Below are 24513 nucleotides of genomic sequence, written 5' to 3'. Positions count from 1 at the left end.
CAAGAGAGTCGACATGGGCGCACAGTGGAAAGCCAAGCATAGAGAAACAGCTGCCAATGCCAAGGGCAAGATCATGGGCAAGCTGGCCAAGGAAATCCAGATCGCTGCCAGATCGGGCGCCGATCCCGACATGAACCCGCGCCTGCGCCTGGCCATCGTCCAGGCCAAAAAGGCCTCGATGACCCGCGAGACCCTGGACCGGGCAATCCGCAAGGGTGCTGGCCTGGACGGTGATGCCGTGCAATACCAGGCGGTGAGCTATGAAGGTTTCGCGCCGCACCAGGTGCCGCTGATCGTCGAGTGCCTGACCGACAACGTCAACCGCACCGTTGCGCAGATCCGCGTGCTGTTCCGCAAGGGCCAGCTGGGTGCCAGCGGTTCGGTGGCCTGGGACTTCAACCACGTCGGCCTGATCGAAGCCACCCCGGAAGGCGATGCCGACCCGGAAATGGCCGCCATCGAAGCCGGTGCACAGGACTTCGAGGAAGGTGAAGAAGCGGGCTCGACCCTGTTCATCACCGACACCACCGACCTGGACGCGGTGCAGAAAGCGCTGCCGGAGCAGGGCTTCACCGTGGTTTCGGCGAAGATCGGCTACACCCCGAAGAATCCGGTGAGCGCTGCCAGCCTGAGTGCCGAGGCATTGGCCGAGGTTGAGGCGTTCCTCGAGGCGATCGACGAGAACGATGATGTACAGAACGTTTACGTTGGTCTGACCGACTGATCATCGGGGCCGCTTTGCGGCCCAATCGCCGGCAAGCCGGCTCCCACAGGTACCCCACAATTCTTGAATGCTGTGGTGTACCTGTGGGAGCCGGCTTGCCGGCGATTGGGCCCGCGAAGGCAACCAAAGGACCCCAGCATGAACCCCACCTTCGCCTCCCTCAGCCTCGCCCACCTGCGCACCCTCGACTGCCTCCTGCAGCTCAAGAACCTCAGCCACGCAGCCGAACGCCTGGGCGTCAGCCAACCGGCCCTGAGCCGGCAACTGGCCCACCTGCGCGAAGCCTTCGACGACCCGCTTCTGGTGCGCCAAGGCCGCGGCTATGTGCTCAGCGAGCACGCCGAAGCCCTGGTCGAGCCCTTGCGCCAGGTGCTCGAAGAACTCAAGGCCTTGCGCCAACCCGCCACCTTCGACCCGGCCCGCTGCGAACGGCGCTTCTGCCTGGCAGCTTCGGATTACGTGGCCGAGCACATGCTGCCGCTGTTGATGACGGCCCTGGAGCAGGAAGCCCCGGGCGTGGCCATCGACTACCGCACCTGGCAGGCCGGCCAGTACGGTTTGCTCGCCAGCGGCGAGATCGACCTGGCCACCACGCTGTTCGACGAATCGCCGGCCAACCTGCACGGTCGCCTGCTGGGTGAAGACCGCGCGGTGTGCCTGATGCGCCGCGAGCATCCGCTGACGGCCAGCGAGGCGCTGAGCCAGGAGGATTACCTGGCGTTCAAGCACGTGCGCATCTCCGGTGGTGGCGACAAGGACAGTTTCATCGACCGCCACTTGCGCGCCCAGGGCTTGCAGCGGCGGGTCAGCCTGGAAGTGCCGTTCTTCTCGGCCGCCGTGCAGGTCATCGGCAACAGCCAGGCGCTGGCCACCGTGCCCGAGCATATCGCCCGCCAGCTGTGCCGGCTGCATGACCTGGCGTGGCGGCCGCTGGCGTTTGTCGAGCACACTCAGCGCTATTGGGTGGTGTGGCACCAGCGCTTGCAGGGGTCGGCTGAACATCGCTGGCTGCGCAACCGGGTGTTCGAGTTGTGGCGCCAATCGCAGTTCGGTGTGCAGGGTGGGCATGCGGATTTGCCATAGCAGGTATTCGCGAAGCGGGGTTATTCGCTGGGGGAGGGGCGCCTAGACTGGGGGCATTGTGTTGGCTGCACGGGCCCTGTCGCCGGCAAGCCGGCTCCCACAGGTACCCCACAGATTTCAAGACTTGTGGAGATCTTTGTGGGAGCCGGCTTGCCGGCGATGAGGCCAGTGCAGCCAGTAGAGATCCCTCAGGAGCCCCCCCGTGACCCCAGAACAATTCCGCCAGTACGGCCACCAACTGATCGACCTGATCGCCGACTACCGCCAGACCGTCGGCGAGCGCCCAGTCATGGCCCAGGTCGAACCCGGCTACCTCAAGGCCGCCCTGCCAACCGCCGCCCCGCAACAGGGCGAGCCGTTCGCAGCGATCCTCGACGACGTCAACCAGCTGGTCATGCCCGGCCTGTCGCACTGGCAGCACCCGGACTTCTACGGCTACTTCCCCTCCAACGGCACCCTCTCATCGGTACTGGGCGACTTCCTCAGCACCGGCCTGGGTGTGCTCGGCCTGTCGTGGCAATCGAGCCCGGCGCTGAGCGAGCTGGAGGAAACCACCCTCGACTGGCTGCGCCAGTTGCTCGGTCTTTCCTCGCAGTGGAGCGGCGTGATCCAGGACACGGCCTCGACCAGCACCCTGGTCGCGCTGATCTGCGCCCGTGAGCGAGCCACCGACTACGCCCTGGTCCGCGGCGGCCTGCAGGCCGAAGCCAAGCCCTTGATCGTCTACGTCAGCGCCCATGCCCACAGCTCGGTGGACAAGGCCGCGCTGCTGGCGGGCTTCGGTCGCGCCAACATCCGCCTGATCGCCACCGACGAACAGTTCGCCATGCGCCCCGAGGCGCTGCAGGCGGCGATCGAGCAGGACCTGGCCGCCGGCAACCAACCCTGCGCGGTGGTCGCCACCACCGGCACCACGACCACCACCGCGCTGGACCCGTTGCGCGCGATCGGCGAAATCGCCCAGGCCAAGGGCCTGTGGTTGCACGTCGACTCGGCCATGGCCGGCTCGGCGATGATCCTGCCGGAGTGCCGCTGGATGTGGGACGGCATCGAGCTGGCCGACTCGGTGGTGGTCAACGCGCACAAATGGCTGGGCGTGGCCTTCGATTGCTCGATCTATTACGTGCGCGATCCGCAGCACCTGATCCGGGTGATGAGCACCAACCCCAGCTACCTGCAATCGGCGGTCGATGGCGAGGTGAAGAACCTGCGCGATTGGGGCATTCCGCTGGGGCGCCGGTTCCGCGCGCTGAAGCTGTGGTTCATGCTGCGCAGCGAGGGTGTCGAGGCGTTGCAGCAGCGTTTGCGGCGTGACCTGGACAATGCTCGGTGGCTGACCGAGCAGGTGGAGGCGGCTGGGGAGTGGGCGGTGTTGGCGCCGGTGCAGTTGCAGACCTTGTGCATTGTGCATAAGCCTGCGGGGCTGGAAGGGGAAGCGCTGGATGCGCATACCAAGGGCTGGGCCGAGCGGCTCAATGCTTCCGGGGAGGCTTATGTGACGCCGGCGACTTTGAATGGGCGCTGGATGGTGCGGGTTTCGGTGGGGGCGCTGCCGACCGAGCGTGAGCATGTGGAGAAGTTGTGGGTGCGGCTTCAGGACGTGGTCAAGGGCTGACATCGCTGGGGCCGCTGTGCGGCCCTTTCGCCGGCAAGCCGGCTCCCACAGGTACACCACAGGCCTTGAAAGCGGTGATGTACCTGTGGGAGCCGGCTTGCCGGCGAAAGGGCTGCAAAGCAGCCCCCTACGGTCTATCAGTTGCTCACCGGCTGAAAGCTCCCCTTGCGACTGGCCTCAAAGGCGCCTTTCTCCATCGGCGTGGCCTGCGGATTCCCCAAATCTTCCATCGCCAGACGATGCGTCTCCGGCGCGATATACGCTGCCAGCGCACACAGGCAGGTAACAAAGAACGCCAACCCACCCACCACCAGCGGAATGTTCTCCGAACCCGGTGGCGCCACCAGGGCGAACAGCGCCGGCAGCATCGCGGTCAGCATGGTGCCGACGTTCTGCGCGATGGCCATGGCCGAAACCCGGTAGCGGGTGTGGAACAGCTCCGGGTAGAAGCTTGGGAACACAGCGTTGTAACCCTGGTAAACCATGCCCCACATCAGGATCGACGAGGCGAAGGCCAGCGGTACGTTCTGGATGCTGATCGCATACAGATAAACGAAGGCCAAAAGGCCCGAGCCCAGGCAACCGGCGATCATGGTCGGGCGCCGGCCGATCTTGTCGGAGAGGTTGCCGACAAAGGGGATCACCAGCACCGCGACGATGTTGCCCACCACCGGGATCCACAAGTACACGCTCTTGTCGAAGCCGATGCCGTAGGCCGGTTGTACCGCATAGGCGGCGCCGAAGATGGTGGCGACCACCGGAATCACGTTCATCAAGGCCATGAACATCACCAGCACCATGTGCTTCCAGCTGTGGCGGAAGGCCTCGCTGATCGGCGACTTGGCCACCTTGTCCTGCTTCTCTTCCTTCACGAACGCCGGGGTTTCATGCACTTCCTTGCGGATGATGAAACCTGCGATCAGCACCATCGCGCTCATCAGGAACGGAATCCGCCAGCCCCACTCGTTGAACGCCTCGCTGGGCATGAAGTAAGCCAGTGGCAGGAACACCGCGGCCGCCAGCACCTGGCCGGCCTGCACCCCTTGCAGGGTGAAGCTGGCGTAGTAGCCGCGGCGGCCGAACGGGGCGTGCTCCATGATCATCGAACTGGCGCCGGAGATTTCGCCGGCCACGGCGAAGCCCTGGATCAGGCGCAGCACCACCAGCAAGGCCGGGGCGAGGATACCGATGTCGTGGTAGGTGGGCAGCAGGCCGACAGCCATGGTCGACAGGCCCATCAGGAACATGCACAGCAGCAGCACGTTCTTGCGCCCGCGGGTGTCACCCCAGTGGCCGAGCACGCAGGCACCGATGGGGCGGGCCAGGTAGCCGACGCCATAGGTCGCCAGGGAGGCGATGATGGCCATTTTCGGGTCGGTGTTGGGGAAGAAGATCTGCGGGAAGATCAGGGCCGCAGCCTGGGCATAGATGAAGAAATCGTAGTACTCGAGTGCCGAGCCGATCCATCCGCTGGCGGTCGCTTTCTTGGCTTGAGAGCTTGAGTGGGCCATGGGTGTCTCCGTTGTTCTTGTTGGTTCCCGCACGGGCGAGCGTGGGGTTATTTGGGAGTGTTCGGTGAGCGCGCTGGGTTTCATGGTTGCCCAGGGGGTGGGGCGAATCAATTCGTCGAAACGGGTTTTGGGCGATAATCGAACACAAAACTAACTGTTCCGTACAAAATGATTGATGGGGCGACTTTACCTGCGAATAATCGATCGTGCCAAGAAGTCAGGTGGTGCGTTGCCTGCACTGGCCCTATCGCTGGCAAGCCAGCTCCCACAACTACCCCACTGCATTGACGACCTGTGCAGTACCTGTGGGAGCCGGCTTGCCGGCGATAGGGCCGGTGCAGCCCCCCTCACTTCCAGCCCCGTAGCCCCCATAACAAGGAACTCCACCATGCAGCGTTCGATAGCCACCGTGTCCTTGAGCGGCACCCTGCCGGAAAAGCTCGAAGCCATCGCCGCCGCCGGTTTCGACGGCGTCGAGATCTTCGAGAACGACCTGCTGTACTACGCCGGCAGCCCGCGTGAAGTGCGGCAGATGTGCGCCGACCTCGGCATCGCCATCACGTTGTTCCAGCCGTTTCGCGATTTCGAAGGCTGCCGCCGTGACCGCCTGCAGAAGAACCTCGACCGCGCCGAGCGCAAGTTCGACCTGATGCAGGAACTGGGCACCGACCTGGTGCTGGTGTGCAGCAACGTCCAGGCCGACGCGCTGGCTGAAGAACAGCTGCTGGTGGACGACCTGCGCCTGCTGGCCGAGCACGCTGGCCAGCGCGGCCTGCGCATCGGCTATGAAGCCCTGGCCTGGGGCCGTCACGTCAACACCTACCAGCAGGTGTGGAACCTGGTGCGCCAGGCCGACCACCCGGCGCTGGGGGTGATCCTCGACAGTTTCCACACCCTGTCGCTCAAGGGTGATCCTGCCGCGATCCGCGAGATCCCGGGCGACAAGATCTTCTTCGTGCAAATGGCCGACGCGCCGATCCTGAACATGGACGTGCTGGAGTGGAGCCGCCACTTCCGTTGCTTCCCGGGGCAGGGCGAGATGGACCTGGCCGGCTTCCTCGCACCGATCCTTGCCACCGGCTATCGCGGCCCGCTGTCGCTGGAGATCTTCAACGACGGCTTCCGCGCCGCGCCGCCCCGGCAGAACGCCGCCGATGGCCTGCGTTCGCTGCTGTACCTGGAAGAACAGACCCGCCTGCGCCTGGAGCAGGAAGGGACTGCCATGGAGCCTGGCGTGCTGTTCACCCCACCGGCCGCCAGCACTTACGACGGTGTGGAGTTTCTCGAATTCGCCGTCGACGAGGCCGTGGGCGCACGCCTGGGCAGCTGGCTCAAGCGCCTGGGCTTCGCCGAGGCCGGCAAGCACCGCAGCAAGGACGTACGCCTGCTGCGCCAGAACGACATCAACATCGTGCTCAACGCCGAGCCGTACTCCTTTGGCCACAACTTCTTCGAAGCCCATGGCCCGTCCCTGTGCGCCACGGCGCTACGGGTCAAGGACGAACAGGCCGCGCTGCAGCGCGCCACCGACTTCCGTGGCCAGCCGTTCCGCGGCCTGGTCGGCCCCAATGAATGCGAAGTGCCTGCCGTGCGCGCCCCGGACGGCAGCCTGATCTACCTGGTGGAGCAGGGCGCCCAAGGCCCATCGCTGTACGACACCGACTTCCGCCTGGACCCGGCCGCTGCTGCCAGCGGCGGCCTGCAACGCATCGACCACATGGCCCTGGCCCTGCCGGCCGAATCGCTGGACAGCTGGGTGCTGTTCTACAAGAGCCTGTTCGACTTCGCCGCCGATGACGAGGTGGTGCTGCCCGACCCCTACGGCCTGGTCAAGAGCCGCGCCCTGCGCAGCCAGTGCGGCAGCCTGCGCCTGCCGCTGAACATCTCGGAAAACCGCAACACCGCGATTGCCCACGCGTTGTCCAGCTATCGCGGCTCCGGGGTGCACCACATCGCCTTCGATTGTGCGGACATCTTCCGGGAAGTGGCGCGGGCGAAAGAGGCCGGTGTGCCGTTGCTGGAAATTCCGTTGAATTACTACGACGACCTCGCAGCGCGGTTCGATTTCGACGACGAGTTTCTCAGCGAGCTGGCGTACTACAACGTGTTGTATGACCGGGATGCCCAGGGCGGTGAGCTGTTCCATGTTTATACCGAGCCGTTCGAGGAGCGGTTCTTCTTCGAGATCATCCAGCGCAAGGGTGGGTATGCGGGGTATGGCGCGGCGAACGTGGCGGTGCGCCTGGCGGCGATGGCCAAGCGGCGCAGTGGGGCGGCGCGCAAGCCGGTGTTGTAAGTCGGCTGCACGGGCCCTATCGCCGGCAAGCCGGCTCCCACAGGGTGCTGCGTACGCAGTACCTGTGGGAGCTGGCTTGCCAGCGATGGGGCCACCTGGCAAAAAGCAGATGAAACAACCACAGGCCACCTTCGGGTGGCCTTTTGGTATTCGCGGGTAATACTTCCCTGTACAGGCGGCCGTGCTGGTGGCGCGGGCTGCGGGAGGTGTCAGGTGAAGAAACTATCCATTGTAGGTGCTGGAATCGTGGGCGAGGCAGCGGCTCAGATCATCGCGCGGGAAGAGTTCTGCCATGAGTTGATGCTGATCGATGTGCAGGGTGAGTTGGCAAAGGGCAAGGCGCTGGACATCTGGCAGGCGGCAGTCGAGTCAGGTTCAGATACCCGGGTTCTCGGCGGGTCCGATGCCCAATTGCTGCAGGATTCCGACCTGGTGGTGATTACCGCGGGGGTGCCGCGCAAGCCGGGTCAGTCGCGCCAGGATGTATTGAGTATCAATGTGCCGATTCTCGATAGCATCATGGCCGATATCAAACGCCATGCCCCGGCGGCGACGGTCCTGGTGGTGTCCAACCCGGTCGACGTGCTGACCTATCGGGCCTGGTCGCTCAGTGGGCTGGGCCGCAACAAGGTGTTCGGCCAGGCGGGGGTCCTGGATACAGCGCGCATGAAGTGTTTCATTGCCGAGGAAACAGGGTTTAGCGCTCGGGATATCACGGCGCTGGTGCTGGGAGGGCATGGCGACAGCATGGTGCCGTTGATGCGCTACTGCGCGGTCGGCTCGGTGCCGCTGTCTCACTTTTTGTCCGATCAGCAGATAGAGCGCATCGTCGAGCGCACCCGTCAGGGGGGCGGCGAGATTCTGGGTCTGAAGAAGGTCGGGAGCGCCTGCGATGCACCGGGCGTGGCCATTGCGCAGATGGTGGATGCGATCGCCCACGGGCGAAACCGCATTTTGCCAACAGTGGCGATTCTCGAGGGCGAGTACGGGCGAACGGATATAGCCATGGGCGTCCCCTGCGTGTTGGCCGGGGATGGCATTGTGCGGGTGATCGAGTTGCCGCTGGATGCGCAGGAGCAGGCGATGTTCGACCACTCTGCAGATCATGTGGTGCGTGATATCGCTGAAATGAAAGCGCTGTAAGCGGCCACTGCGGGGGCTGGCCAGCCAGCCCCCGCAAGATCCGTGGTGCAGCTCAGATCCCTGTGGGAGCCGGCTTGCCGGCGATAGGGCCAGCCCAGGCAACCCCAATCCTGAACACCCGACCAACAGCGAGCTTCCCTGCACCGCCTCGCTCACGGATAATCCCCAGCTATTCCAATAAACAGCGCGTGAGTAGGTATGAGCAATCCCGTAGTCAGCCTTGGCCAGCCTGAAATCGAAGGGGTGCGCAAGTCGCGCAAGAACAACCCCGAGAAAACCCGTGAGGACATCCTCCAGGCCGCCATCAACGAGTTCGTCCAGCAAGGCCTGGCCGGCGCGCGGGTGGACGCCATCGCCGAGCGCACGGCCACTTCCAAGCGCATGATCTACTACTACTTCGGCAGCAAGGAGCAGTTGTACGTCGAGTGCCTGGTCAAGCTCTACGGCGACATCCGCAAGACCGAGCACAGCCTGGACCTGGAGTCGCTGCCCGCGGAGCTTGCGATCCAGCGCCTGACCGAATTCACCTTCGACCACCATGATCGCAACGTCGACTTCGTGCGCATGGTCTGCACCGAGAACATCCACTACGGCGAGTACGTGAAGAAGTCGCCCGTCATCCGCGAGATGAGCAGCCTGGTGGTCGAGGCCCTGGCCAAGACCCTGCAGCGCGGTGTAGCCGAAGGGGTGTTCCGCCCCGGCATCGAGGTCATCGACCTGCACATGCTGATGAGCTCGTTCTGCTTCTACCGGGTTTCCAACCGCCACACCTTCGGCCATATCTTCGACATCGACATGTCCGACGAGCAGGTCAAGCAGCGCCACAAGGCGATGATCTGCGATGTGGTGATGCGTTACCTGCGCGCCTGAATCGCGCTCACTCGCCCAGCCGTTGCTCGCGCGACGGCGGGTAGCCGAAGTACGCCGCGTAGCACTTGCTGAAGTGCGAGACCGAGACGAAGCCGCAGGCCACCGCCACTTCCATCACCGACAGGTCGGAGTACTGCAGCAGCCGGCGGCTCTTGGTGATGCGCAGTTCCATGTAGTAGCGCCGCGGCGAGGTGCCGAGCTGGGCCTGGAACAGGCGGTCGATCTGGCGCCGTGAGCGGCCGCTGTAGGCGGCCAGCTGGTCGAGGCTGAGGGTTTCTTCGAGGTTGTTTTCCATCAGCTCGACGATGGTGCGCAGGTGCAGGCTCATGGACTTCTTCGCCCCTGGCCCGACCTGGCGGTAGCGCGCGCCGGAGAACGACAGAATCTCCTCGACGCCTTCGGCCAGGCCGTCGCCATACAACCGGCGCACCAACCCGAGCATCAGCTCCATGGCGCCATTGGGGCTGGCGGCAGTGAGGCGGTCGCGGTCGAGGGTGAAGCTGGCGGGGGTGATGCGCGTCTGCGGGCTGCGCTCGGACAGGCTGGCGCGCTGCTCGGGGTGGATGCTGCAGCCGTAGTCGTCGAGCACCCCGGCCCGGCCGAGGAACCAGGCGCCATTCCACAGCCCGCCCAGGGCCATGCCGTGGGCGGCAGCGTCGTCCAGCAGGCGGTCGAGCTCCGGGTATTTCAGCGGGGTACGCAGGCCGCCGCAGACGATCAGCAGGTCCAACGCCTTGAGTTCGCCGGCGGACAGCTCGGTGGCTACCAGCTCCAGGCCCAGGTCGCTCAGCACGCGGTCGCCGTCCAGGGACAGCGGGGTGAAGCTAAAGCTGTCGGCGCGCAGCAGGTTGGCGGTGACCAGTACGTCCATGGCCACGGTGAAGCTGGCCATGGAGAAGTGTTCGAGCAACACGAAGTCGACCCGGTAGGGCACCTGGGGGCTGCCGGCGGCGGACTTGAGCCGAAGCATGTTGCTGGTGCTGGTCTTTTGGCTGAACTGGCGTGGGGTGGGCACTCTGGACTCCGCTTCCTGGCTGGCCCGCAGAGTGTGGCGGGTGGCCGGGGGAAAGACAATCGCCAGGGTGGCGGTGTCGTATTCGAGGTCGGGTTGAGACAACTGCGGCCCTATCGCCGGCAAGCCGGCTCCCACAGGTACACCACAGGCCTTGAGAGTGGTGATGTACCTGTGGGAGCCGGCTTGCCGGCGATAGGGCCCATGCAGCCAACATCCAACTGAACCCTCACCGCTGGCAGCAACCCAACCCCTTACATGCCAACGGGAGAGCGCTCATGGAAATCGGAACGATCTGGATCATTGTCGCGGCCTTGATCATCGTGCTGGAAATCTTCGCCATCTGGCACATCATCGGCAGCGACCGGCGTGCCGAGCGCAAGATGCTGTGGGTCGTCTTCGTCGTCTATGCCCCTATCCCCGGTCTGCTGTTCTGGGCCTGGCGCGGCCCGCGGGCGGTGAAGGGCAGGGCGGTGCTGCAGGAGAAATGAGGCTGTCGTGCATCAGGCGCGATCTGCGCCTGATGCGACCGGGTAACGTCAGGCGAGGATGCTGAAGCGGATGGCAGGTCCGAGGCCGTCGACCATCACGCTGGCGTAGAACTTGACCCGGGTCAGGACCTTCAAGCCTTTCAGCTCTTCATGAATGCGGTCACGTATCTGCTTTTCGGCTTCATCGATGCGGTCGTGGGTGGTGCTGTGAAACAGGTGGACTTCACCGAGCAAGGTGGTTTCGATCTGCGGCAGCGTGTCCCAGCCGATGTTGCGCAAATGCAGGCGAGCGTCTGCGGCTGCGCCCTCGTCGTCATCGCTGCGGGGCTTGATGGTGTAGGCGAGCTGGAAATGGTGCTTGGTCATGGTATCTCCTTGATACAGGCAAATGGCTGGCCTCCGTGCCGGAGCCGGCAATTTACAAGGTCGAACGCCTGGCGCCTACATACGTGGTGTTGAACACCGGGGCCATAACCGCGAAATTTCCTACAAGTTTGGCGTCTGTACCGGCCCTATCGCCGGCAAGCCGGCTCCCACAGGTACCCCGCCGGACTTTCTGTGGGAGCCGGCTTGCCGGCGATAGGGCCGGTACTGCCAACGCAAAAGCCTTAGAATGACCTTTTCCCCCGAGCCACCCCCATGCTACCCATCGAACTCCTGCCAACCACCCCCGACCAGGCCGAGCTGATCCGCAATCTCTACCAGTTCTACGCCTACGAATCCTCCGCCTGGGAGCAGGAGGACGTGGAGGTGGACGGGCGCTTCTACATCCATGAAGAGCACCTGCAGCGCTACTGGCAGTCCCCAGGCTGGAGCGCCAACCTGGTGCTGGTCGACGGCTACATCGCAGGCTTCGTGCTAATCGAGCGCAGCGAGTTGCCGGATGTCGAGGCCCATGAGCTGGCCGACCTGTTCATCCTCAAGCGTTATCGCCGCCAAGGCATCGGCCGGGCAGTGGCGCAACAGCTTCTCGGCAAGCCCGGCGACTGGCTGCTGCGCTGCTACGCCCTTGACCCTGAAGCCGTCGCCTTCTGCAAGGCGGTGGTCGCCGACCTGCCACGGCCGGTGCAGCAGATCATGCTGGACGACGACCCGGACCTGCTCACTTATCGCATCACTTCTGCCCGCCACTGAGTCGTAAACGGCATGCGCAAAATTATGTGACCCACTTCACAAAAAAACAGCTCAAACGGCATAATGCCACCATCGCTGTTCACGATCCGGCCGCTCTGTTCCGGGGTTCCTTTTCGCGCACGTCGCAGGTTCAGGTAAATTTCATGTCGCTAGTCGCAAGCCCCGACATCATGTACCGGCTGTTGATCCAGAGCGTGGTGGACTATGCCATCTACCTGCTCACCCCCGACGGTACTGTCGCCAACTGGAACCCCGGCGCCCAGCGGGCCAAGGGATACCTTGCCGAGGAAATCGTCGGCAAGCACTACTCGCTGTTCTACACCGAAGACGAGCGCGCCGCCGGTGTGCCCGAGCAGAACCTGGAGCAGGCACGCCGCACCGGGCGCTTCGAGGAGATCGGCGCGCGTCTGCGCAAGGATGGCAGCGCCTTCCACGCCCATGTGGTGATCGATGCCGTGCGCGATGACGCCGGCCAGTTGGTCGGCTTTGCCAAGGTCACCCGCGACATTTCCGAACGCCGGCAGCAGGAACTGGAGCTGCTGCAGGCCAAGGAACTGGCCGAGCAGTACAGCCAGGAGATGGCCAACCTCTCGCAGTTCCTCGATTCGGTGATCGCCAACATTCCTGCCAGCGTCATCGTTCAGGACCTGGAAAGCCAGCGCATCCTGCTGGCCAACCAGCAGGCCGAACGCCTGTTCGGCGCGCGCGGCAGCAGCATGATCGGGCAACTGCCCGGCGAATGCATGGCCCCGGCCGCCGCCGACTACCTGGAGCAGCAGCTCATCCGTGGCGCCCGCAGCACCAAGGGCTTCGCCGCCGAAACCCGGGTCGATACGCTGTGTGGCCCGCGCACCTTGCGCAGCCGCGCGCTGCTCAGCCAGAACCGCGAGGGCCAGGCCGACTACGTGCTGTTCGTGGCCGAAGATGCCACCGAGGAGCTGGCGGCCCACGCGCAGATCCACCACATGGCGCACCATGATGCGCTCACCGGCCTGCCCAACCGCACGCTGTTCAACGAGCGCCTCAAGCAGGCCCTGCTGCGCGGCCATGAGCATGACAAGCTGACCGCCGCCCTGTGCCTTGACCTGGACAACTTCAAGAACATCAACGACTCGCTCGGCCACGCCTTCGGCGACAAACTGCTGCGCGCGCTGGGCAAGCGCCTGCGCCGCGAACTGCGCGAGCACGACACCCTGGCGCGCCTGGGCGGCGACGAGTTCGCCGTGGTCCTGGCCGGCCTGGATAGCCGCGATGCCGCCTGCAATACCGCGAAGCGGCTGATCGAGGCGATCAGCCCGCCGTTCCAGATCGAGGGCCATCAGTTCACGGTGGGCGTCAGCATCGGCATTGCCCTGGCCCCCGATGACAACGACCAGGCCGAACAACTGCTGGGCTATGCCGACATGGCCTTGTACGAAGCCAAGCGCAACGGCCGCAACCGCTACGAATGCTTCAACGTCGAGCTGGATGTCGCCGCCCGTCAGCGTCGCCTGGTGGAAACCGACCTGCGCACCGCGCTGCACCTGGGCCAGCTGCACCTGCATTACCAGCCGGTGGTGGATCAGCAGACCAGCAGCGTGACCGGCTACGAAGCATTGCTGCGCTGGGAGCACCCGACCCGCGGCATGGTCATGCCCATGGACTTCATTCCCATCGCCGAGGAGACCGGGTTGATCCACGAGCTCGGCACCCGCGCGCTGAACCTGGCGTGCCAGGAGGCGGCCAGCTGGGACAGCGAGCAGACGGTGTCGGTCAACCTCTCGCCGGTGCAGTTCAAGAACGGCAACCTGGTACATATCGTGACCCTGGCCCTGGCTGACTCGGGCCTGCCGGCGCAGCGCCTGGAGCTGGAGATCACCGAGTCGGTGCTGCTGGGCAACAGCGAAGAGAACGTGCGCACCCTGCGGGCGCTGAAGGACCTGGGCGTGTCGATTTCGCTGGATGACTTCGGCACCGGCTATTCGTCGCTGGGCTACCTGCGCTCGTTCCCGTTCGACCGGATCAAGATCGACAAGTCGTTCGTGCATGACATGTGCGACAGCCGCGAGGCGATGTCGATCATCCGCGCCATCACCGACCTGTCCAACAGCCTGATGATCAAGACCACGGCCGAGGGCGTGGAGTCCGAAGAGCAGATGCGCCGGCTGGCGGCCGAGGGCTGCTCGCACTTCCAGGGTTACTTCTACGGACGGCCGGCGCCGGCCAGCGAACGTTTGAAGCAAGTGGTCGCGTTGTAACGAGGGGCCGCTAAGCGGCCCTCGCACAAAGTGGTCGATCAGCGAACGGAAAGCTTGGTACCCCTGCAAGCGCAGCGGCGATTGCGCTTGGGTAAGTCGTCTTATCTCTTCTAGAATCCCTGCTGTCGAGTCACCCTGGCGCTGCATCCAGCTGCGCCGCCGTCGAGATCGCCATGAGTTCCAGTACCCCGTTGTCCGGCGTCAACCAGCCTTTGCGCGGCATTGTGCTGGTGGTGGTGGCGACGTTCCTGTTTGCCAGCCACGATGCCTTGTCCAAGTTTCTCGGTGGGTTGTACCCGATCGTCATGGTGGTGTGGGTCCGCTATGTGGTGCACACCCTGCTGATGGCCGGGATCTTCCTGCCCAAGGCCGGCCTCAACGTGCTGCGCACCCGGCGCCCGCTGCTGCAGACCTTGCGCGCGCTGAGCCTGCTCAGCACCAGCCTGCTGTTCACCACCGGCCTGCAGTACCTGCCGCTGGCCGAGGCCACGTCGGTCAACTTCCTTGCGCCGGTGCTGGTCACCGCACTGTCCGCGCCGCTGCTCAGGGAGCGGGTCACGGCGGGGCAGTGGCTGGCGGTGGGGCTTGGGTTCATTGGCGTGCTGGTGGTGGTGCACCCAGGTGGCGCGATGTTCACCCCGGCGATTCTCTACCCGCTCGGCTCGGCCATGGGCTTCTGCTTCTACCAGTTGCTCACCCGTATCGTCTCGGCCTATGACAGCCCGACCACCAGCAACTTCTACGCCGGGTTGTGCAACACCCTGGCGATGAGCGCGCTGGTGCCGTTCTTCTGGGAGCTGCCGCGCTGGGACCACGCGCTGCTGATGCTGGCCCTCGGCGGCTTCGGCATGAGCGCCCACCTGCTGCTGACCCAGGCCTTCCGGCATGCCGCACCGGCGCTGCTGGCGCCGTTCAGCTATTGCCAGATCGTGTTCGCCGGGCTGCTGGGCCTGGTGATCTACGGCCAGGTGCCGGACAGCGCCAGCTTGCTGGGGATCGCGATCATCTGCGTGAGCGGGCTGGGGGCAGCGTGGATGCAGCGCAGCAAGTGAAGCGCCGCACCGCTAGCGGCCTTGCTCACCCTTCGGCACGCGCCGATACAGTGGGCGCGGTGTGCTCGGGTCGAGTTCGGTGAGCAGGCTGCCGGCCAGCACGAACCCTGAACGTTGCGCCAGGCGCTGGCTGGCCTGGTTGTCGATGTCAGTGGTCAGCCACACGGGTGTGTCGAGGGCATCCAGCAGGCAGACCAGCGCTTCACGCATCAGGCCCTGGCCACTGCTGGCCTGGCTCGCCCAGTAGCCCACTTCATACTCGCCATTGCCGGGACGCAGGCCGATGCAACCGAGCACGGCATCGCCGTCCGGTTTCAGCACGAAGAAGCGCTTTTCCGCCGCTGGGTCGAGGAACTCGCGGGCACTTGCCTGCAGGCTTTCGCGCACTTCGTCCAGCGTCCAGTCAGGTTTGGCCCAGGCCAGAAAGGGCTCGTGCAGGCTGTAGCTGTCGAGCAGGGCCTGCAGCACCTGTGCGGCCAGTGCCGGGTCGGGGCGTACCAGGCGGGTACGTGGAGTGGAAAGGGTGCGGGGCAGAGTGGGGTAGGGCATGGGCCTTCCTGGCGTTGTCTGTCGGGTAAGTCCCCTAATCATAGAGGGGATTGACCGTGCCTGGCAGTGCGTGATTTGCTCGGGACCCCCCATCATCCCAGGGAAGTGAAGGATCGCCATGCCCGACTACAAGCTGCATTGCTTCGCCGAATCCGGCAACGCCTACAAGGCCGCCCTCATGCTCGAACTCACCGGCCAGGACTGGCAGCCGGTCTTCGTCGACTTCTTCAACGGCCAGACGCGCGGCCAGCAGTGGCGTGACGAAGTCAATGAGCAAGGCGAGGTGCCGGTACTGGAACACGCGGGGCAGAAACTGACCCAGTCAGCGTTGATCCTCGAATACCTGGCCGAACGCACCGGCCAGTTCGGCCCGCGTGACGACGCCGAGAAGCGCGAGATCTGGCGCTGGATGCTATTCGATAACCATAAGTTCACCAGCTACTACGCGGCGCTGCGCTTTCTGCTGTGCCTGAAGAAGACGGGTGAAACGGACGTGACCGGTTTTCTGCGCGAACGTGCCACGGCGGCCTACCGTATTGTCGATGCACACTTGGCGAAGACGCCGTTCATGGTCGGCGGGCGCTTGACCATCGCGGACCTGTCGTTGGCGGGGTATGTGTTCATGCCGGAGGACACCGGCATCGTGTTGACCGAGTTCAGCCATATCGAGGCGTGGAAGCAGCGGATTCAGGCGGTGCAGGGGTGGAAGCACCCCTATGAGCTGATGCCTCGGACGGCTTGATTGCGCAGGGGCCTCATCGCCGGCAAGCCGGCTCCCACAGGTACAGCGCAGCCCTCGGGATGTGCGCCGACCCTGTGGGAGCCGGCTTGCCGGCGATGAGGCCATCGAGCCAACCGACCTGTCAGTACCTCACTTCAACCCCCACATACGCCCCGATCCCGTCCCCCGGCCAGAACGACGCGGTGTCCTGCCCCCGCGCGTTGTACACCGGCGTCACCGCCGTCACGTAGGCCTTGTTGGCCAGGTTCTTCAGATCCAGCGAAACCTTCCAGTTGCCCTTCGGCGCCTCATACCCCAGGTTCGCCCCCCAGATGGTGTACGACGGCGCATACAGGCTGTTGGCATAGTCCACCGCCGTGCGCGACGCCGACTGCACGTTCACCCCGGTGTACCAGCCACTGTGGTCCTGGTACTGCAGCTCGCCCTGGTAGATGTGCTTGGGCACGCCCGGCAGCTGGTTGTCGCCGAAGGTGTCGTCATGCCGGTAGTAGAAGTCGTTGTAGGTGTACACCTGGCGCCAGCGCACCAGGTCGCCCTGAGGGTTCTCCCACAGGCGCGTGTTCAGGCCCGCTTCGACGCCCTGGTGGATCGTCGGCGAGGCGTTGAACGCACCGGTGACCGCCGCCGAGCTGGACGTCGCCGGGATGATCTGCACGTTCAGCAGCTCGTCATGAATCCATGAACGGTAGAGCGCCAGGCTGCCGTCGAAGATGCCGTGCGAGCCCTTGATGCCGACCTCGAAGGTGTTGGCCTTCTGCTCCACCAACGGGCGGATGTACGGCAGGGTCGGGCCGGAGCCGGAGTATTCCCACGAGGCAGGCGGGTCGATGCTGCGGCTGAAGTTGGTGAACACCTGCAGGTTCGGGTTGAACGCGTAGCGCAGGCCGATGCGCGGAGCGACGCTCCAGTTGTCGTAGTCCACATGCTGCGGGAAGGTGGTGGTGTTGCGGTTGACCGCGTGATCGATGTCGACCTTGCGCCGCACGTTGATGAACGACACACCGCTGGTGAGCCACAGGTTGTCGACCAGGTTGAGGTCGTTGCCCAAGGCGATCACCCGGTCGAAGGAGTCCTGGTAGTCGACCTTCTTCAGCGACACCTTGTCATCGTTGGCCGAGTTCACCCCGCCGCGCAAATGCTGGGTGGAGGTGAAGGCGATGTTGCTGCGGCTCTCAAGGCCGAACAGGGCGTCGACGCGGTCATAGCCCAGCAGCAGGCCCAGGTCATGCCAGTCCCAGTAGCTGGGGTTGCTCGGGCTGCGCGGGCTGTTGGTGTGGCGGTAGTCGTGGTACGACGCGCCGAAGGTCAGGCGGGCATCGTCGTCGAAGGTGTAGGTGGTCTTGCTGCCCACCCAGATGCTGCCGGGGCGGCGCGCGCCGGCACCGCTGCTTTCTGCCGTGGCGCTGGCGCGGCGGGGGTGGTGCAGGGCGTTGTCCAGGGTGGTGGCGCTGGGGTCGTTGTGGGTTTCGTCGCGGTAGCGCAGCAGCAGGCGGGTTTCCAGTTTCGGGCTGAAGCGGTAGCCGGCGTTGGCGACGATGCCGGAACTCTTCGCCAGGCTATAGTCGCGGTAGCCTTCGTTGCGGTAGTTGTCGGCCTGCAGGTAGTAGTCCAGGTCGCCTTCGACGCCGCCGTAGCTGATGGTCTGCTTCTGGTAGTGGTAACTGCCGGCCTCGGCGCGCAGGCGCAGGCCCGGGGCGCTGTAGCCGCTGTGGTTGACGAAGTTGACCGCGCCGCCGAGGGTCAGCGCGCCGTACTGGAAGGCGTTGGCCCCGCGCAGGATCTCGGTGTAGTTCACGCCGGCGGCGTTGAGGAATTCGTAGGGGGTGCCGCCTGGGCCGGTCAGTGGCAGGCCGTCGAAGAGGAACTTGATGCCTTCGCGGAAGTAGCCCGGCGAGGTGTTGGCGCCGGAGCCACGGATCGAGATCTTGGCGGCGTCGTTGCCGCCGGTGGACTGCACGAACACCCCGGGCTGGTAGGCGAGGGTGTCCTGCAGGGTCGCGGTGCGGCCCTTGGCGACCTCTTCGCTGTCGACCACGCTGGTGCCGCCCGGCACTTCGGCCAGGGCGCTGGCGGCCTGTTGTACTTCGCTCTGCTTGGCGCCCTGCACGGTCACCGTGCCGAGGGTCTGGTCAGCCGCTGAAACCGTGAACGGGGCCAGCAGGGCCGTAGCGGCTGTGGCCAGGGCGGCGTGGCGGATGGCCAGGCGCAGTGGATGGGGTTGGATCGCACGCATCGTTGTATTCCTTGAAAGTCATCGTAGGTACCTCGGCGTTCTATGGGCATAGTCAGGCCTGTCGAAAACAGTAAGAGCAGTTTCTGTGCCAGCTGGCAAAGTGCCGGAAGTTCTGGGGGGTGGCCGCAAGTTCTAACTTGAATATTGAACGGAATAATAAATTTTGTTGTGTCGCTGTTGTAAGCCAGACAGTGCCGGTTATATATAAATACCCATTCTGTCTGTGGGAGCGGCTTGTCCCGCGAACACCGGCAAAGCCGGTGCCATCCTCCGCGGTGCTTGTTTCGCGGGGCAAGCCTGCTCCAACAGGGGCCCGCAGCGTGGTGGCTGTTTGTATTGCAACAGTGGATGAGCAGTTTGTTCAGTTGTAATGCGATCAATACCGAGTTGGCGTAGTAAATACGCGGGCAACAAGCTGGCACGACAACTGCAATACCCCTTCTGGCATAAAAGGCAATTGGCCTGTATAGAGAAGGGAGTCGCTGCATTCGATGAATCATTTCATTCAGCCATGGTTGTTGGGCAGCGCTTTATTTATTGCCGCCTGCTCGCCAGCCACGCCAACGCAGACCACTGGCACCCTCAACGGTGAAACCGTGACCGAGGTGAACGGCGTGATGCGCTACCCGGCCAGCGACTTCGTCGAGCAACGCGTGGGCGAGCGGGGCGGCACCTTGCGCGTGTCCGCCTCGAGCGATGCCGGCAGCTTCGATATCCATGCCCAGTCCAACGGCAACATGCAGTGGCTGGGCCGCATCCTTTTCGATTGCCTGGTGTATCAAGCCGAGGACGGCACCCTCACGCCGTGGCTGGCCAAAAGCTGGGACATCAGCCCCGACGGCCTGACCTACACCTTCCACCTGCGCGACGATGTCACCTTCAGCGACGGCGAACGCTTCGATGCCGAAGCGGTCCGGGTCAACCTGGAGCACATGCGCGACCCGAAGACCAAGTCGCCGCTGGCCGCCGCCTACATCGCCCCGTACCTGCAGGGCCGGGTAGTCGACGACTTCACCTTCGAGGCGACCCTGCGCACGCCCTACGCGCCGTTTCTCGATGTGCTGTCGCAAGCCTGGCTGGGCATGATCTCGCCCCGACAGATCCTCGATGCGCCCAAGAGCATTGCCAGCCAGCCGATCGGCACCGGTCCCTTCGTGCTGACCGGCTGGGTGCGCGACCAGGGCGCCAGTTTCGCTCGCCGGCCTGGCTACCACTGGGCGCCGCCCGCCATCGGCCACCCAGGCGAGGCTTACCTGGACGGCATCGAGCTGAGCTACGTGCCCGAAGCGATGATCCGCTACACCTCGCTGGAAGCCGCCGACAGCGACATGGCTCTGGACGCCCCCGCGCAGAACGCCGCGGCGATCCGTGCCAACCCGGCGCTGACCCTGCGCAACCGCATCCGCAAGGGCAACCCTGCGCGCAGCATCACCTTCAACGTCGAGCGCGCGCCATTCGACGATGTACAGGTCCGCCAGGCGGTGGCCAAGGCCATCGACCGCGACGGCCTGGCCTGGATCTCCGGCTTCGGCGAGTACCTGGCCAAGGGCGACTTCCTCGCCGTCAACACCCCCGGCTACGACCCGGTGGCCCGCGATGCCCTGGCCTTCGACCCCACCGCAGCCGGCCGCCTGCTCGATGCCGCCGGCTGGACCGGCCGCGACAGCCAGGGTTTCCGTACCCGCGACGGGCAGCGTCTGGGCGCCACCTTGCTGACCTACGACAACCCGGCGTTCCCGGCCAACGTCTCGGTCGCCGCCCAGGCCGACCTGCGCAAGGTCGGCTTCGACCTGCAGATCGAGCTGCTGCCGATCACCCGGGTCATGGCCCTGCGCTACGCCGGCGACTTCGATGCCATCGGCGGCGGCTACTGGCACACCAATACCGCCGACGGCCTGTACATCCTCTACCACAGCCAGTCGATCCCCAGCGCGCGAATGATCGGCCAGAACGTCGGGCATTTTCGCGACGCCAGCCTCGACCAGTTGCTCGGCGAAGCCCGCCGCAGCACCGACCCGGCCCAGCGCCGCGCGTTGTATCGCCAGGCCCAGCAACGCCTGGCCGAGACCGTGCCGGCAGTGCCGTCGGTGGAGAGCCAGATGCTGCTGGCCTACCGCAAGGCCGTCGGCGGTGTGCTGTTCGACGGCTCGCACAACGTTCCCCTGTTCACCAGCGTGTGGCTGGCAAAGGAGCAACCATGAAGCTGCTGGCAACCCTGCTGCGTCGCCTGCGCGACGGCGTGATCGTGCTCTGGGCGGCGGCCAGCCTGACCTTCCTCGGCGTGCAGTACAGCGGCGGCGATACCGCCCTGGCGATCCTCGGCGGCCCGGATGCCATGCCGACCCCCGAGATGCTCGCCCAGGTACGCGCCGAATATGGCCTGGACCAGCCGCTGTGGGTGCAGTACGGCCACTACCTGGCACGCCTGGCCAACGCTGACCTGGGCGAGTCGTACCGGCTGCGCATCCCGGTCGGCCAGGCGATTGCCGAGCAGCTCGGCGCGACCTTGGCCCTGGCTAGCAGCGCAGCCTTGCTGGCCGTGCTGATTGCCCTGGTCTCGGCACTGCTCACCGCCAACCGTGGCCGACGCCTGCGGGCGCTGGTGTCGGGGATCGAGCTGGTGCTGTCGTCGGCGCCCAACTTCGTCATCGGCACGCTGTTGCTGCTGGCGTTCGCCTTCCACTTTCACCTGCTGCCGCCGTCCGGCTCGCGCGGCTGGCGCTCGCTGGTGTTGCCGAGCCTGGCCCTGGCGCTGCCGATAGCGGCGGTGCTGGCCCAGGTGCTGCGCCAGTCGCTGGAGCAGGTGCTGGAACAACCCTTCATCACCCAGGCCCGCGCCCGGGGCATGTCCGACACCGCCGTGCGCCTGCGCCATGCCTTGCGCCACGCCCTGGTGCCGCTGGTGACCCTGGCCGGCTTCGTCTTCGCCAGCCTGCTCGGTGGCGCGGTGGTGCTGGAGCTGTTGTTCGGCCGCCAGGGCATCGGCAGGCTGATGCTCGACGCCACCGCCAACAAGGACGTGCCGCTGGTGCTCGGCGTGACCCTGCTGGCGGCCGCCCTGTACGTGCTGGTCAACCTGCTGGTGGACCTGGCGACCCAGGCCATCGACCCGCGCACCACGCGTCCCTGAATTCACGAGAAAGGAACTGTCATGAGTCAAACCCCGATTACCGACGCCGAACTGGATGCGCACTTTGCGCCCATTTATGCACGCATCGCCGAAGGCGCGGTGGCCCGCGAGCAGCAACGCACCCTGGCCTACGAGCCGGTGGCCTGGCTGCGTGAAGCCGGCCTCGGCGCCGTGCGCGTGCCGCGCAGCCATGGCGGCCTCGGCGCCACCCTACCGCAGTTGCTGCGCCAACTGGTGCGCCTGGGCCAGGCCGACGCCAACCTGCCGCAGATCTTCCGTGCCCACTTCGGTTTCGTCGAAGGGCGGCTGTCGTCCAACGACGCCGCCTCCCAGGATTACTGGTTCGCGCGTGTGGTGGCCGGCGAGTTGTGGGGCGCAGCCATGGCCGAGCGCACCGACAGCACTGGCAACACCGTGCAACTGAGCGACGGCGACGATGGCTACCGCCTGGACGGCGAGAAGTACTACTGCACCGGCACGCTGTACGCCGACTGGGTGGCGGCGGTCGCCAACCACGGCGACGACTTCGTCAGCCTGGCGGTGCCGACGCGGGCGCCGGGGGTGGAGCGGGAGGATGACTGGGACGGTTTCGGCCAGCGCCTGACCGGCAGCGGCACCACGCGCTTCACCCAGGTACGCGTGCAAGCCGAGCACCTGCTGCGCCGCTTCGCCAAGGGCGAGTTGCGCGCCGAGTCGTACCTCACCGCGTTCTACCAGGCGGTGCACCTGGCCACCTTGGCGGGCATCGGCCGCGCGGTACTGGCCGATGCGGTGGCCTTCGTCCAGGGCCGCACCCGTACCTTCGGCGTGCCAGGTCAGTCGCATCCTGCCGAGGACCCGTTGGTGCAGGCTGTGGTGGGCCGCCTGGCCAGCCTGGCCTTCGCCGCCGAGGCGCAAGTCAGCGCCGTGGGCCAGAGCCTGCAGGCGGTGTTCGAGGCCGGCCAGGCGGGTGAGGTGCCCGAGCAGCTGTACACCGACGCCGAGATCCACACTTTCCAGGCCCAGCAGGTGGTCTTGCCGCAGGTACTGGAGGCCAGCACCTTGCTCTTCGAAGTCGGCGGCGCCTCGGCCACCAGCCGCGCCCGCAGCCTCGACCGCCACTGGCGCAACGCGCGCACCCTGGCCTCGCACAACCCGGCGATCCAGCGCGAACAGGCGCTGGGCAACTACTACCTCAACGGCATCAGCCCGGCCCAGGCCTGGCGTGCCCGCCATGCCGCCGCCAGCGAAGGGCAGGGCAGCGGCGACGAAGCCAGCGCGGTCTGATCAGGAGAATCACCATGAGCACCAAACAGATGAGCCTGGGCATGAACATCCTCGGCTTCGGTTCGCACTCGGGCGCCTGGCGCCAGGGTGAGGCGGCGATCGATGCCTACATCGACGTCAACTACTACCGCGACATCGCCAAGCTGTCCGAGCGCGGCTGCCTGGACGCGATCTTCCTCGCCGACGGCCCGGCGCTGCCGCCGGATGTGTCCGCCCAGCCGGGCGGGCGCCTGGAGCCGACCGTGCTGCTGACCGCCGTGGCCGCGGCCACCGAACGCATCGGCGTGATCGCCACCTGCTCCAGTACCTACAACGAGCCGTTCAACCTGGCCCGGCGCATCGCCTCGCTCGACCACATCAGCGCTGGCCGCGCGGCCTGGAACGTGGTCACCAATGCCGGTGACGCGGCGGCGCAGAACTTCGGCCTGACCGGTGCGCCGCTGCATGTGGACCGCTACGGGCGCGCCGAGGAGTTCGTCGACGTGACCCTGAAGTTGTGGGACAGCTGGGAAGACGACGCGATCATCGGTGACCGCGCCGCCGGGCGGTTCGCCGACCCGCGCAAGGTCCACACCTTGGACTTCAAGGGCCAGCATTTTCAGGTGCGCGGCCCGCTGAACCTGCCACGTTCGCCCCAGGGCAGGCCCGTGCTGGTGCAGGCCGGCTCTTCCGAGGGCGGCAAGGCACTGGGCTCGCGCTATGCCGATGCGATCTTCACTACCCAGACCACCCTGGCTGACGGCCAGGCCTTCTACCGCGAGATGAAGGCCCGGGCCAAGGCCTGGGGGCGCAACCCCGAGCACCTGAAGATCATGCCGGGGTTGTCGACGGTGATCGCCAGCACCGAGGCCGAGGCCCATGCCCGCTTCGACGAGCTCAATGCCTGGCATGGCGAACATGGGCTGTTGCAACAGGTGGCCGGGCGCATCGGGATCGATGCCAGCGAGCTGGACCCGGATGCGCCGCTGCCGTGGGAGAGGATTGGTGCGGTGGCGGATTTCGAGCGCGGGTCCCATGGGTTTCTGGAGGCCCAGTTGAACCTGGCGCGCAGTGAGAACCTGACCATTCGCCAGCTGTCGCGGCGGATTCTGGTGGGGCATCGGTTGGCGGTGGGCACGCCGGAGCAGGTGGCCGACACCCTGGCCGAATGGTTCCTGGCGGGGGCGGGGGATGGGTTCAACATCATGCCTGACATGTTCCCGTCGGGGGCGCGGGTGTTCGTCGAGGAGGTGGTGCCGTTGCTGCAGAAGCGGGGGTTGTTCAGGACCGAGTACAGCGGCACGACCTTGCGTGAGCACCTGGGTTTGCCCAGGGCGGTGAACCAGTTTTCCGAGGCTCGGCGCGAGGTCGCGTCGGCTGTTTGAGGGGCGCTGCGCGCCCCTTTCGCGACACAAGGCCGCTCCTACAGAGGATCGCGGTTTCTGT

Annotated in this window: 20 protein-coding genes; 15 read left to right on the top strand and 5 right to left on the bottom strand. The window is 65.5% G+C overall.

The window, feature by feature from the left end:
* The first annotated feature begins 13 nt into the window (after positions 1 to 13).
* The 3 genes from ACIPZB_RS15665 to ACIPZB_RS15655 all read left to right on the top strand — a co-directional run bounded on the left by ACIPZB_RS15665 (position 14) and on the right by ACIPZB_RS15655 (position 3422).
* The gene (locus tag ACIPZB_RS15665; RefSeq protein WP_008093726.1) at positions 14 to 724 is read left to right on the top strand and encodes a YebC/PmpR family DNA-binding transcriptional regulator; all 711 of its coding nucleotides are present in this window, start codon (positions 14 to 16) and stop codon (positions 722 to 724) included.
* Between the two features lie 138 nt (positions 725 to 862).
* Positions 863 to 1807, top strand: a complete 945-nt coding sequence (locus ACIPZB_RS15660) for a LysR family transcriptional regulator (RefSeq protein WP_400641333.1) — start codon at positions 863 to 865, stop codon at positions 1805 to 1807.
* Positions 1808 to 2009: 202 nt separating this feature from the next.
* A complete protein-coding gene (locus ACIPZB_RS15655; protein ID WP_400641332.1) occupies positions 2010 to 3422 on the top strand; it encodes a DOPA decarboxylase in 1413 nt (470 codons plus the stop codon).
* 137 nt (positions 3423 to 3559) lie between these two features.
* Here the strand turns inward: ACIPZB_RS15655 and ACIPZB_RS15650 are convergent, their stop codons facing one another.
* On the bottom strand, positions 3560 to 4933 hold the full coding sequence (locus ACIPZB_RS15650; RefSeq protein ID WP_400641330.1) for an MFS transporter: 1374 nt from the start codon (positions 4931 to 4933) through the stop codon (positions 3560 to 3562).
* A gap of 388 nt (positions 4934 to 5321) precedes the next feature.
* Between ACIPZB_RS15650 and quiC the strand changes: the two genes are divergently transcribed.
* The 3 genes from quiC (at position 5322) to ACIPZB_RS15635 (ending at position 9242) form a co-directional block, all read left to right on the top strand.
* Positions 5322 to 7229 carry a 3-dehydroshikimate dehydratase QuiC gene (quiC, locus tag ACIPZB_RS15645; protein WP_400641329.1) on the top strand — a complete coding sequence of 636 codons (1908 nt, stop codon included), beginning with the start codon at positions 5322 to 5324 and terminating at the stop codon, positions 7227 to 7229.
* Positions 7230 to 7442: 213 nt separating this feature from the next.
* Complete coding sequence (locus tag ACIPZB_RS15640) at positions 7443 to 8372, top strand: malate dehydrogenase (RefSeq protein WP_400641327.1); 930 nt, start codon at positions 7443 to 7445, stop codon at positions 8370 to 8372.
* 198 nt (positions 8373 to 8570) lie between these two features.
* Positions 8571 to 9242, top strand: coding sequence for a TetR/AcrR family transcriptional regulator (locus tag ACIPZB_RS15635; protein WP_008093737.1), 672 nt, complete (start codon positions 8571 to 8573; stop codon positions 9240 to 9242).
* Between the two features lie 7 nt (positions 9243 to 9249).
* Here the strand turns inward: ACIPZB_RS15635 and ACIPZB_RS15630 are convergent, their stop codons facing one another.
* Positions 9250 to 10257 (bottom strand): GlxA family transcriptional regulator, encoded by a 1008-nt coding sequence (locus ACIPZB_RS15630; RefSeq protein WP_400641325.1) that lies wholly within the window; start codon positions 10255 to 10257, stop codon positions 9250 to 9252.
* A 275-nt stretch (positions 10258 to 10532) separates the two neighbouring features.
* On the opposite strand from ACIPZB_RS15630, the gene ACIPZB_RS15625 reads away from it, so the two are divergent.
* Positions 10533 to 10745, top strand: a complete 213-nt coding sequence (locus tag ACIPZB_RS15625; protein WP_008100931.1) for a PLDc N-terminal domain-containing protein — start codon at positions 10533 to 10535, stop codon at positions 10743 to 10745.
* Between the two features lie 48 nt (positions 10746 to 10793).
* Here ACIPZB_RS15625 and ACIPZB_RS15620 read toward each other — a convergent pair whose 3' ends face one another.
* A complete protein-coding gene (locus ACIPZB_RS15620; RefSeq protein WP_400641323.1) occupies positions 10794 to 11111 on the bottom strand; it encodes a hypothetical protein in 318 nt (105 codons plus the stop codon).
* A gap of 273 nt (positions 11112 to 11384) precedes the next feature.
* Here ACIPZB_RS15620 and ACIPZB_RS15615 point away from each other — a divergent pair, with 273 nt between their 5' ends.
* The 3 genes from ACIPZB_RS15615 (at position 11385) to ACIPZB_RS15605 (ending at position 15168) form a co-directional block, all read left to right on the top strand.
* Positions 11385 to 11879 (top strand): GNAT family N-acetyltransferase, encoded by a 495-nt coding sequence (locus ACIPZB_RS15615; protein WP_400641321.1) that lies wholly within the window; start codon positions 11385 to 11387, stop codon positions 11877 to 11879.
* Positions 11880 to 12022: 143 nt separating this feature from the next.
* A complete protein-coding gene (locus ACIPZB_RS15610) occupies positions 12023 to 14116 on the top strand; it encodes an EAL domain-containing protein (RefSeq protein ID WP_400641319.1) in 2094 nt (697 codons plus the stop codon).
* Between the two features lie 173 nt (positions 14117 to 14289).
* Entirely contained in the window at positions 14290 to 15168 is an 879-nt protein-coding gene (locus tag ACIPZB_RS15605) for a DMT family transporter (protein WP_008100921.1), read from the top strand.
* Between the two features lie 12 nt (positions 15169 to 15180).
* Here ACIPZB_RS15605 and ACIPZB_RS15600 read toward each other — a convergent pair whose 3' ends face one another.
* Positions 15181 to 15717, bottom strand: a complete 537-nt coding sequence (locus ACIPZB_RS15600) for a GNAT family N-acetyltransferase (protein WP_400641316.1) — start codon at positions 15715 to 15717, stop codon at positions 15181 to 15183.
* Positions 15718 to 15835: 118 nt separating this feature from the next.
* Between ACIPZB_RS15600 and ACIPZB_RS15595 the strand changes: the two genes are divergently transcribed.
* A complete protein-coding gene (locus ACIPZB_RS15595; protein WP_400641314.1) occupies positions 15836 to 16459 on the top strand; it encodes a glutathione S-transferase family protein in 624 nt (207 codons plus the stop codon).
* A gap of 121 nt (positions 16460 to 16580) precedes the next feature.
* On the opposite strand, the gene ACIPZB_RS15590 is transcribed toward ACIPZB_RS15595, so the two are convergent.
* Positions 16581 to 18692 (bottom strand): TonB-dependent receptor family protein, encoded by a 2112-nt coding sequence (locus ACIPZB_RS15590; protein WP_400641312.1) that lies wholly within the window; start codon positions 18690 to 18692, stop codon positions 16581 to 16583.
* A gap of 491 nt (positions 18693 to 19183) precedes the next feature.
* Between ACIPZB_RS15590 and ACIPZB_RS15585 the strand changes: the two genes are divergently transcribed.
* Genes ACIPZB_RS15585 through ACIPZB_RS15570 form a run of 4 tightly spaced genes read left to right on the top strand, consistent with a single transcriptional unit; the run spans position 19184 to position 24452 of the window.
* On the top strand, positions 19184 to 20893 hold the full coding sequence (locus ACIPZB_RS15585; RefSeq protein ID WP_400641310.1) for an ABC transporter substrate-binding protein: 1710 nt from the start codon (positions 19184 to 19186) through the stop codon (positions 20891 to 20893).
* Positions 20890 to 21822, top strand: a complete 933-nt coding sequence (locus ACIPZB_RS15580; protein WP_400641309.1) for an ABC transporter permease — start codon at positions 20890 to 20892, stop codon at positions 21820 to 21822. The genes ACIPZB_RS15585 and ACIPZB_RS15580 overlap by 4 nt, the downstream gene beginning before the upstream one ends.
* A gap of 21 nt (positions 21823 to 21843) precedes the next feature.
* Positions 21844 to 23088, top strand: a complete 1245-nt coding sequence (locus ACIPZB_RS15575) for an acyl-CoA dehydrogenase family protein (RefSeq protein ID WP_400641307.1) — start codon at positions 21844 to 21846, stop codon at positions 23086 to 23088.
* Positions 23089 to 23102: 14 nt separating this feature from the next.
* Positions 23103 to 24452 (top strand): LLM class flavin-dependent oxidoreductase, encoded by a 1350-nt coding sequence (locus ACIPZB_RS15570; protein WP_400641305.1) that lies wholly within the window; start codon positions 23103 to 23105, stop codon positions 24450 to 24452.
* Positions 24453 to 24513 lie beyond the last annotated feature (61 nt).

It is taken from the genome of Pseudomonas sp. NPDC089396 (assembly GCF_044749545.1).
Taxonomy (GTDB): domain Bacteria; phylum Pseudomonadota; class Gammaproteobacteria; order Pseudomonadales; family Pseudomonadaceae; genus Aquipseudomonas.
The sequence above is the reverse complement of the archived record's forward strand: the minus strand, read 5'-3'. Positions and strand labels throughout refer to the sequence as shown.

What these genes read in the sequence shown, in the direction of transcription:
- ACIPZB_RS15665 (WP_008093726.1), top strand. Translation starts at nt 14, where the DNA reads ATGGGCGCACAGTGGAAAGCCAAGCATAGAGAAACAGCTGCCAATGCC.
- ACIPZB_RS15580 (WP_400641309.1), top strand. Translation starts at nt 20,890, where the DNA reads ATGAAGCTGCTGGCAACCCTGCTGCGTCGCCTGCGCGACGGCGTGATC.
- ACIPZB_RS15635 (WP_008093737.1), top strand. Translation starts at nt 8,571, where the DNA reads ATGAGCAATCCCGTAGTCAGCCTTGGCCAGCCTGAAATCGAAGGGGTG.
- ACIPZB_RS15610 (WP_400641319.1), top strand. Translation starts at nt 12,023, where the DNA reads ATGTCGCTAGTCGCAAGCCCCGACATCATGTACCGGCTGTTGATCCAG.
- ACIPZB_RS15590 (WP_400641312.1), bottom strand. Translation starts at nt 18,692, where the DNA reads ATGCGTGCGATCCAACCCCATCCACTGCGCCTGGCCATCCGCCACGCC.
- ACIPZB_RS15625 (WP_008100931.1), top strand. Translation starts at nt 10,533, where the DNA reads ATGGAAATCGGAACGATCTGGATCATTGTCGCGGCCTTGATCATCGTG.
- ACIPZB_RS15615 (WP_400641321.1), top strand. Translation starts at nt 11,385, where the DNA reads ATGCTACCCATCGAACTCCTGCCAACCACCCCCGACCAGGCCGAGCTG.
- ACIPZB_RS15575 (WP_400641307.1), top strand. Translation starts at nt 21,844, where the DNA reads ATGAGTCAAACCCCGATTACCGACGCCGAACTGGATGCGCACTTTGCG.
- ACIPZB_RS15570 (WP_400641305.1), top strand. Translation starts at nt 23,103, where the DNA reads ATGAGCACCAAACAGATGAGCCTGGGCATGAACATCCTCGGCTTCGGT.
- ACIPZB_RS15660 (WP_400641333.1), top strand. Translation starts at nt 863, where the DNA reads ATGAACCCCACCTTCGCCTCCCTCAGCCTCGCCCACCTGCGCACCCTC.
- ACIPZB_RS15585 (WP_400641310.1), top strand. Translation starts at nt 19,184, where the DNA reads ATGAATCATTTCATTCAGCCATGGTTGTTGGGCAGCGCTTTATTTATT.
- quiC (WP_400641329.1), top strand. Translation starts at nt 5,322, where the DNA reads ATGCAGCGTTCGATAGCCACCGTGTCCTTGAGCGGCACCCTGCCGGAA.
- ACIPZB_RS15600 (WP_400641316.1), bottom strand. Translation starts at nt 15,717, where the DNA reads ATGCCCTACCCCACTCTGCCCCGCACCCTTTCCACTCCACGTACCCGC.
- ACIPZB_RS15620 (WP_400641323.1), bottom strand. Translation starts at nt 11,111, where the DNA reads ATGACCAAGCACCATTTCCAGCTCGCCTACACCATCAAGCCCCGCAGC.
- ACIPZB_RS15650 (WP_400641330.1), bottom strand. Translation starts at nt 4,933, where the DNA reads ATGGCCCACTCAAGCTCTCAAGCCAAGAAAGCGACCGCCAGCGGATGG.
- ACIPZB_RS15595 (WP_400641314.1), top strand. Translation starts at nt 15,836, where the DNA reads ATGCCCGACTACAAGCTGCATTGCTTCGCCGAATCCGGCAACGCCTAC.
- ACIPZB_RS15605 (WP_008100921.1), top strand. Translation starts at nt 14,290, where the DNA reads ATGAGTTCCAGTACCCCGTTGTCCGGCGTCAACCAGCCTTTGCGCGGC.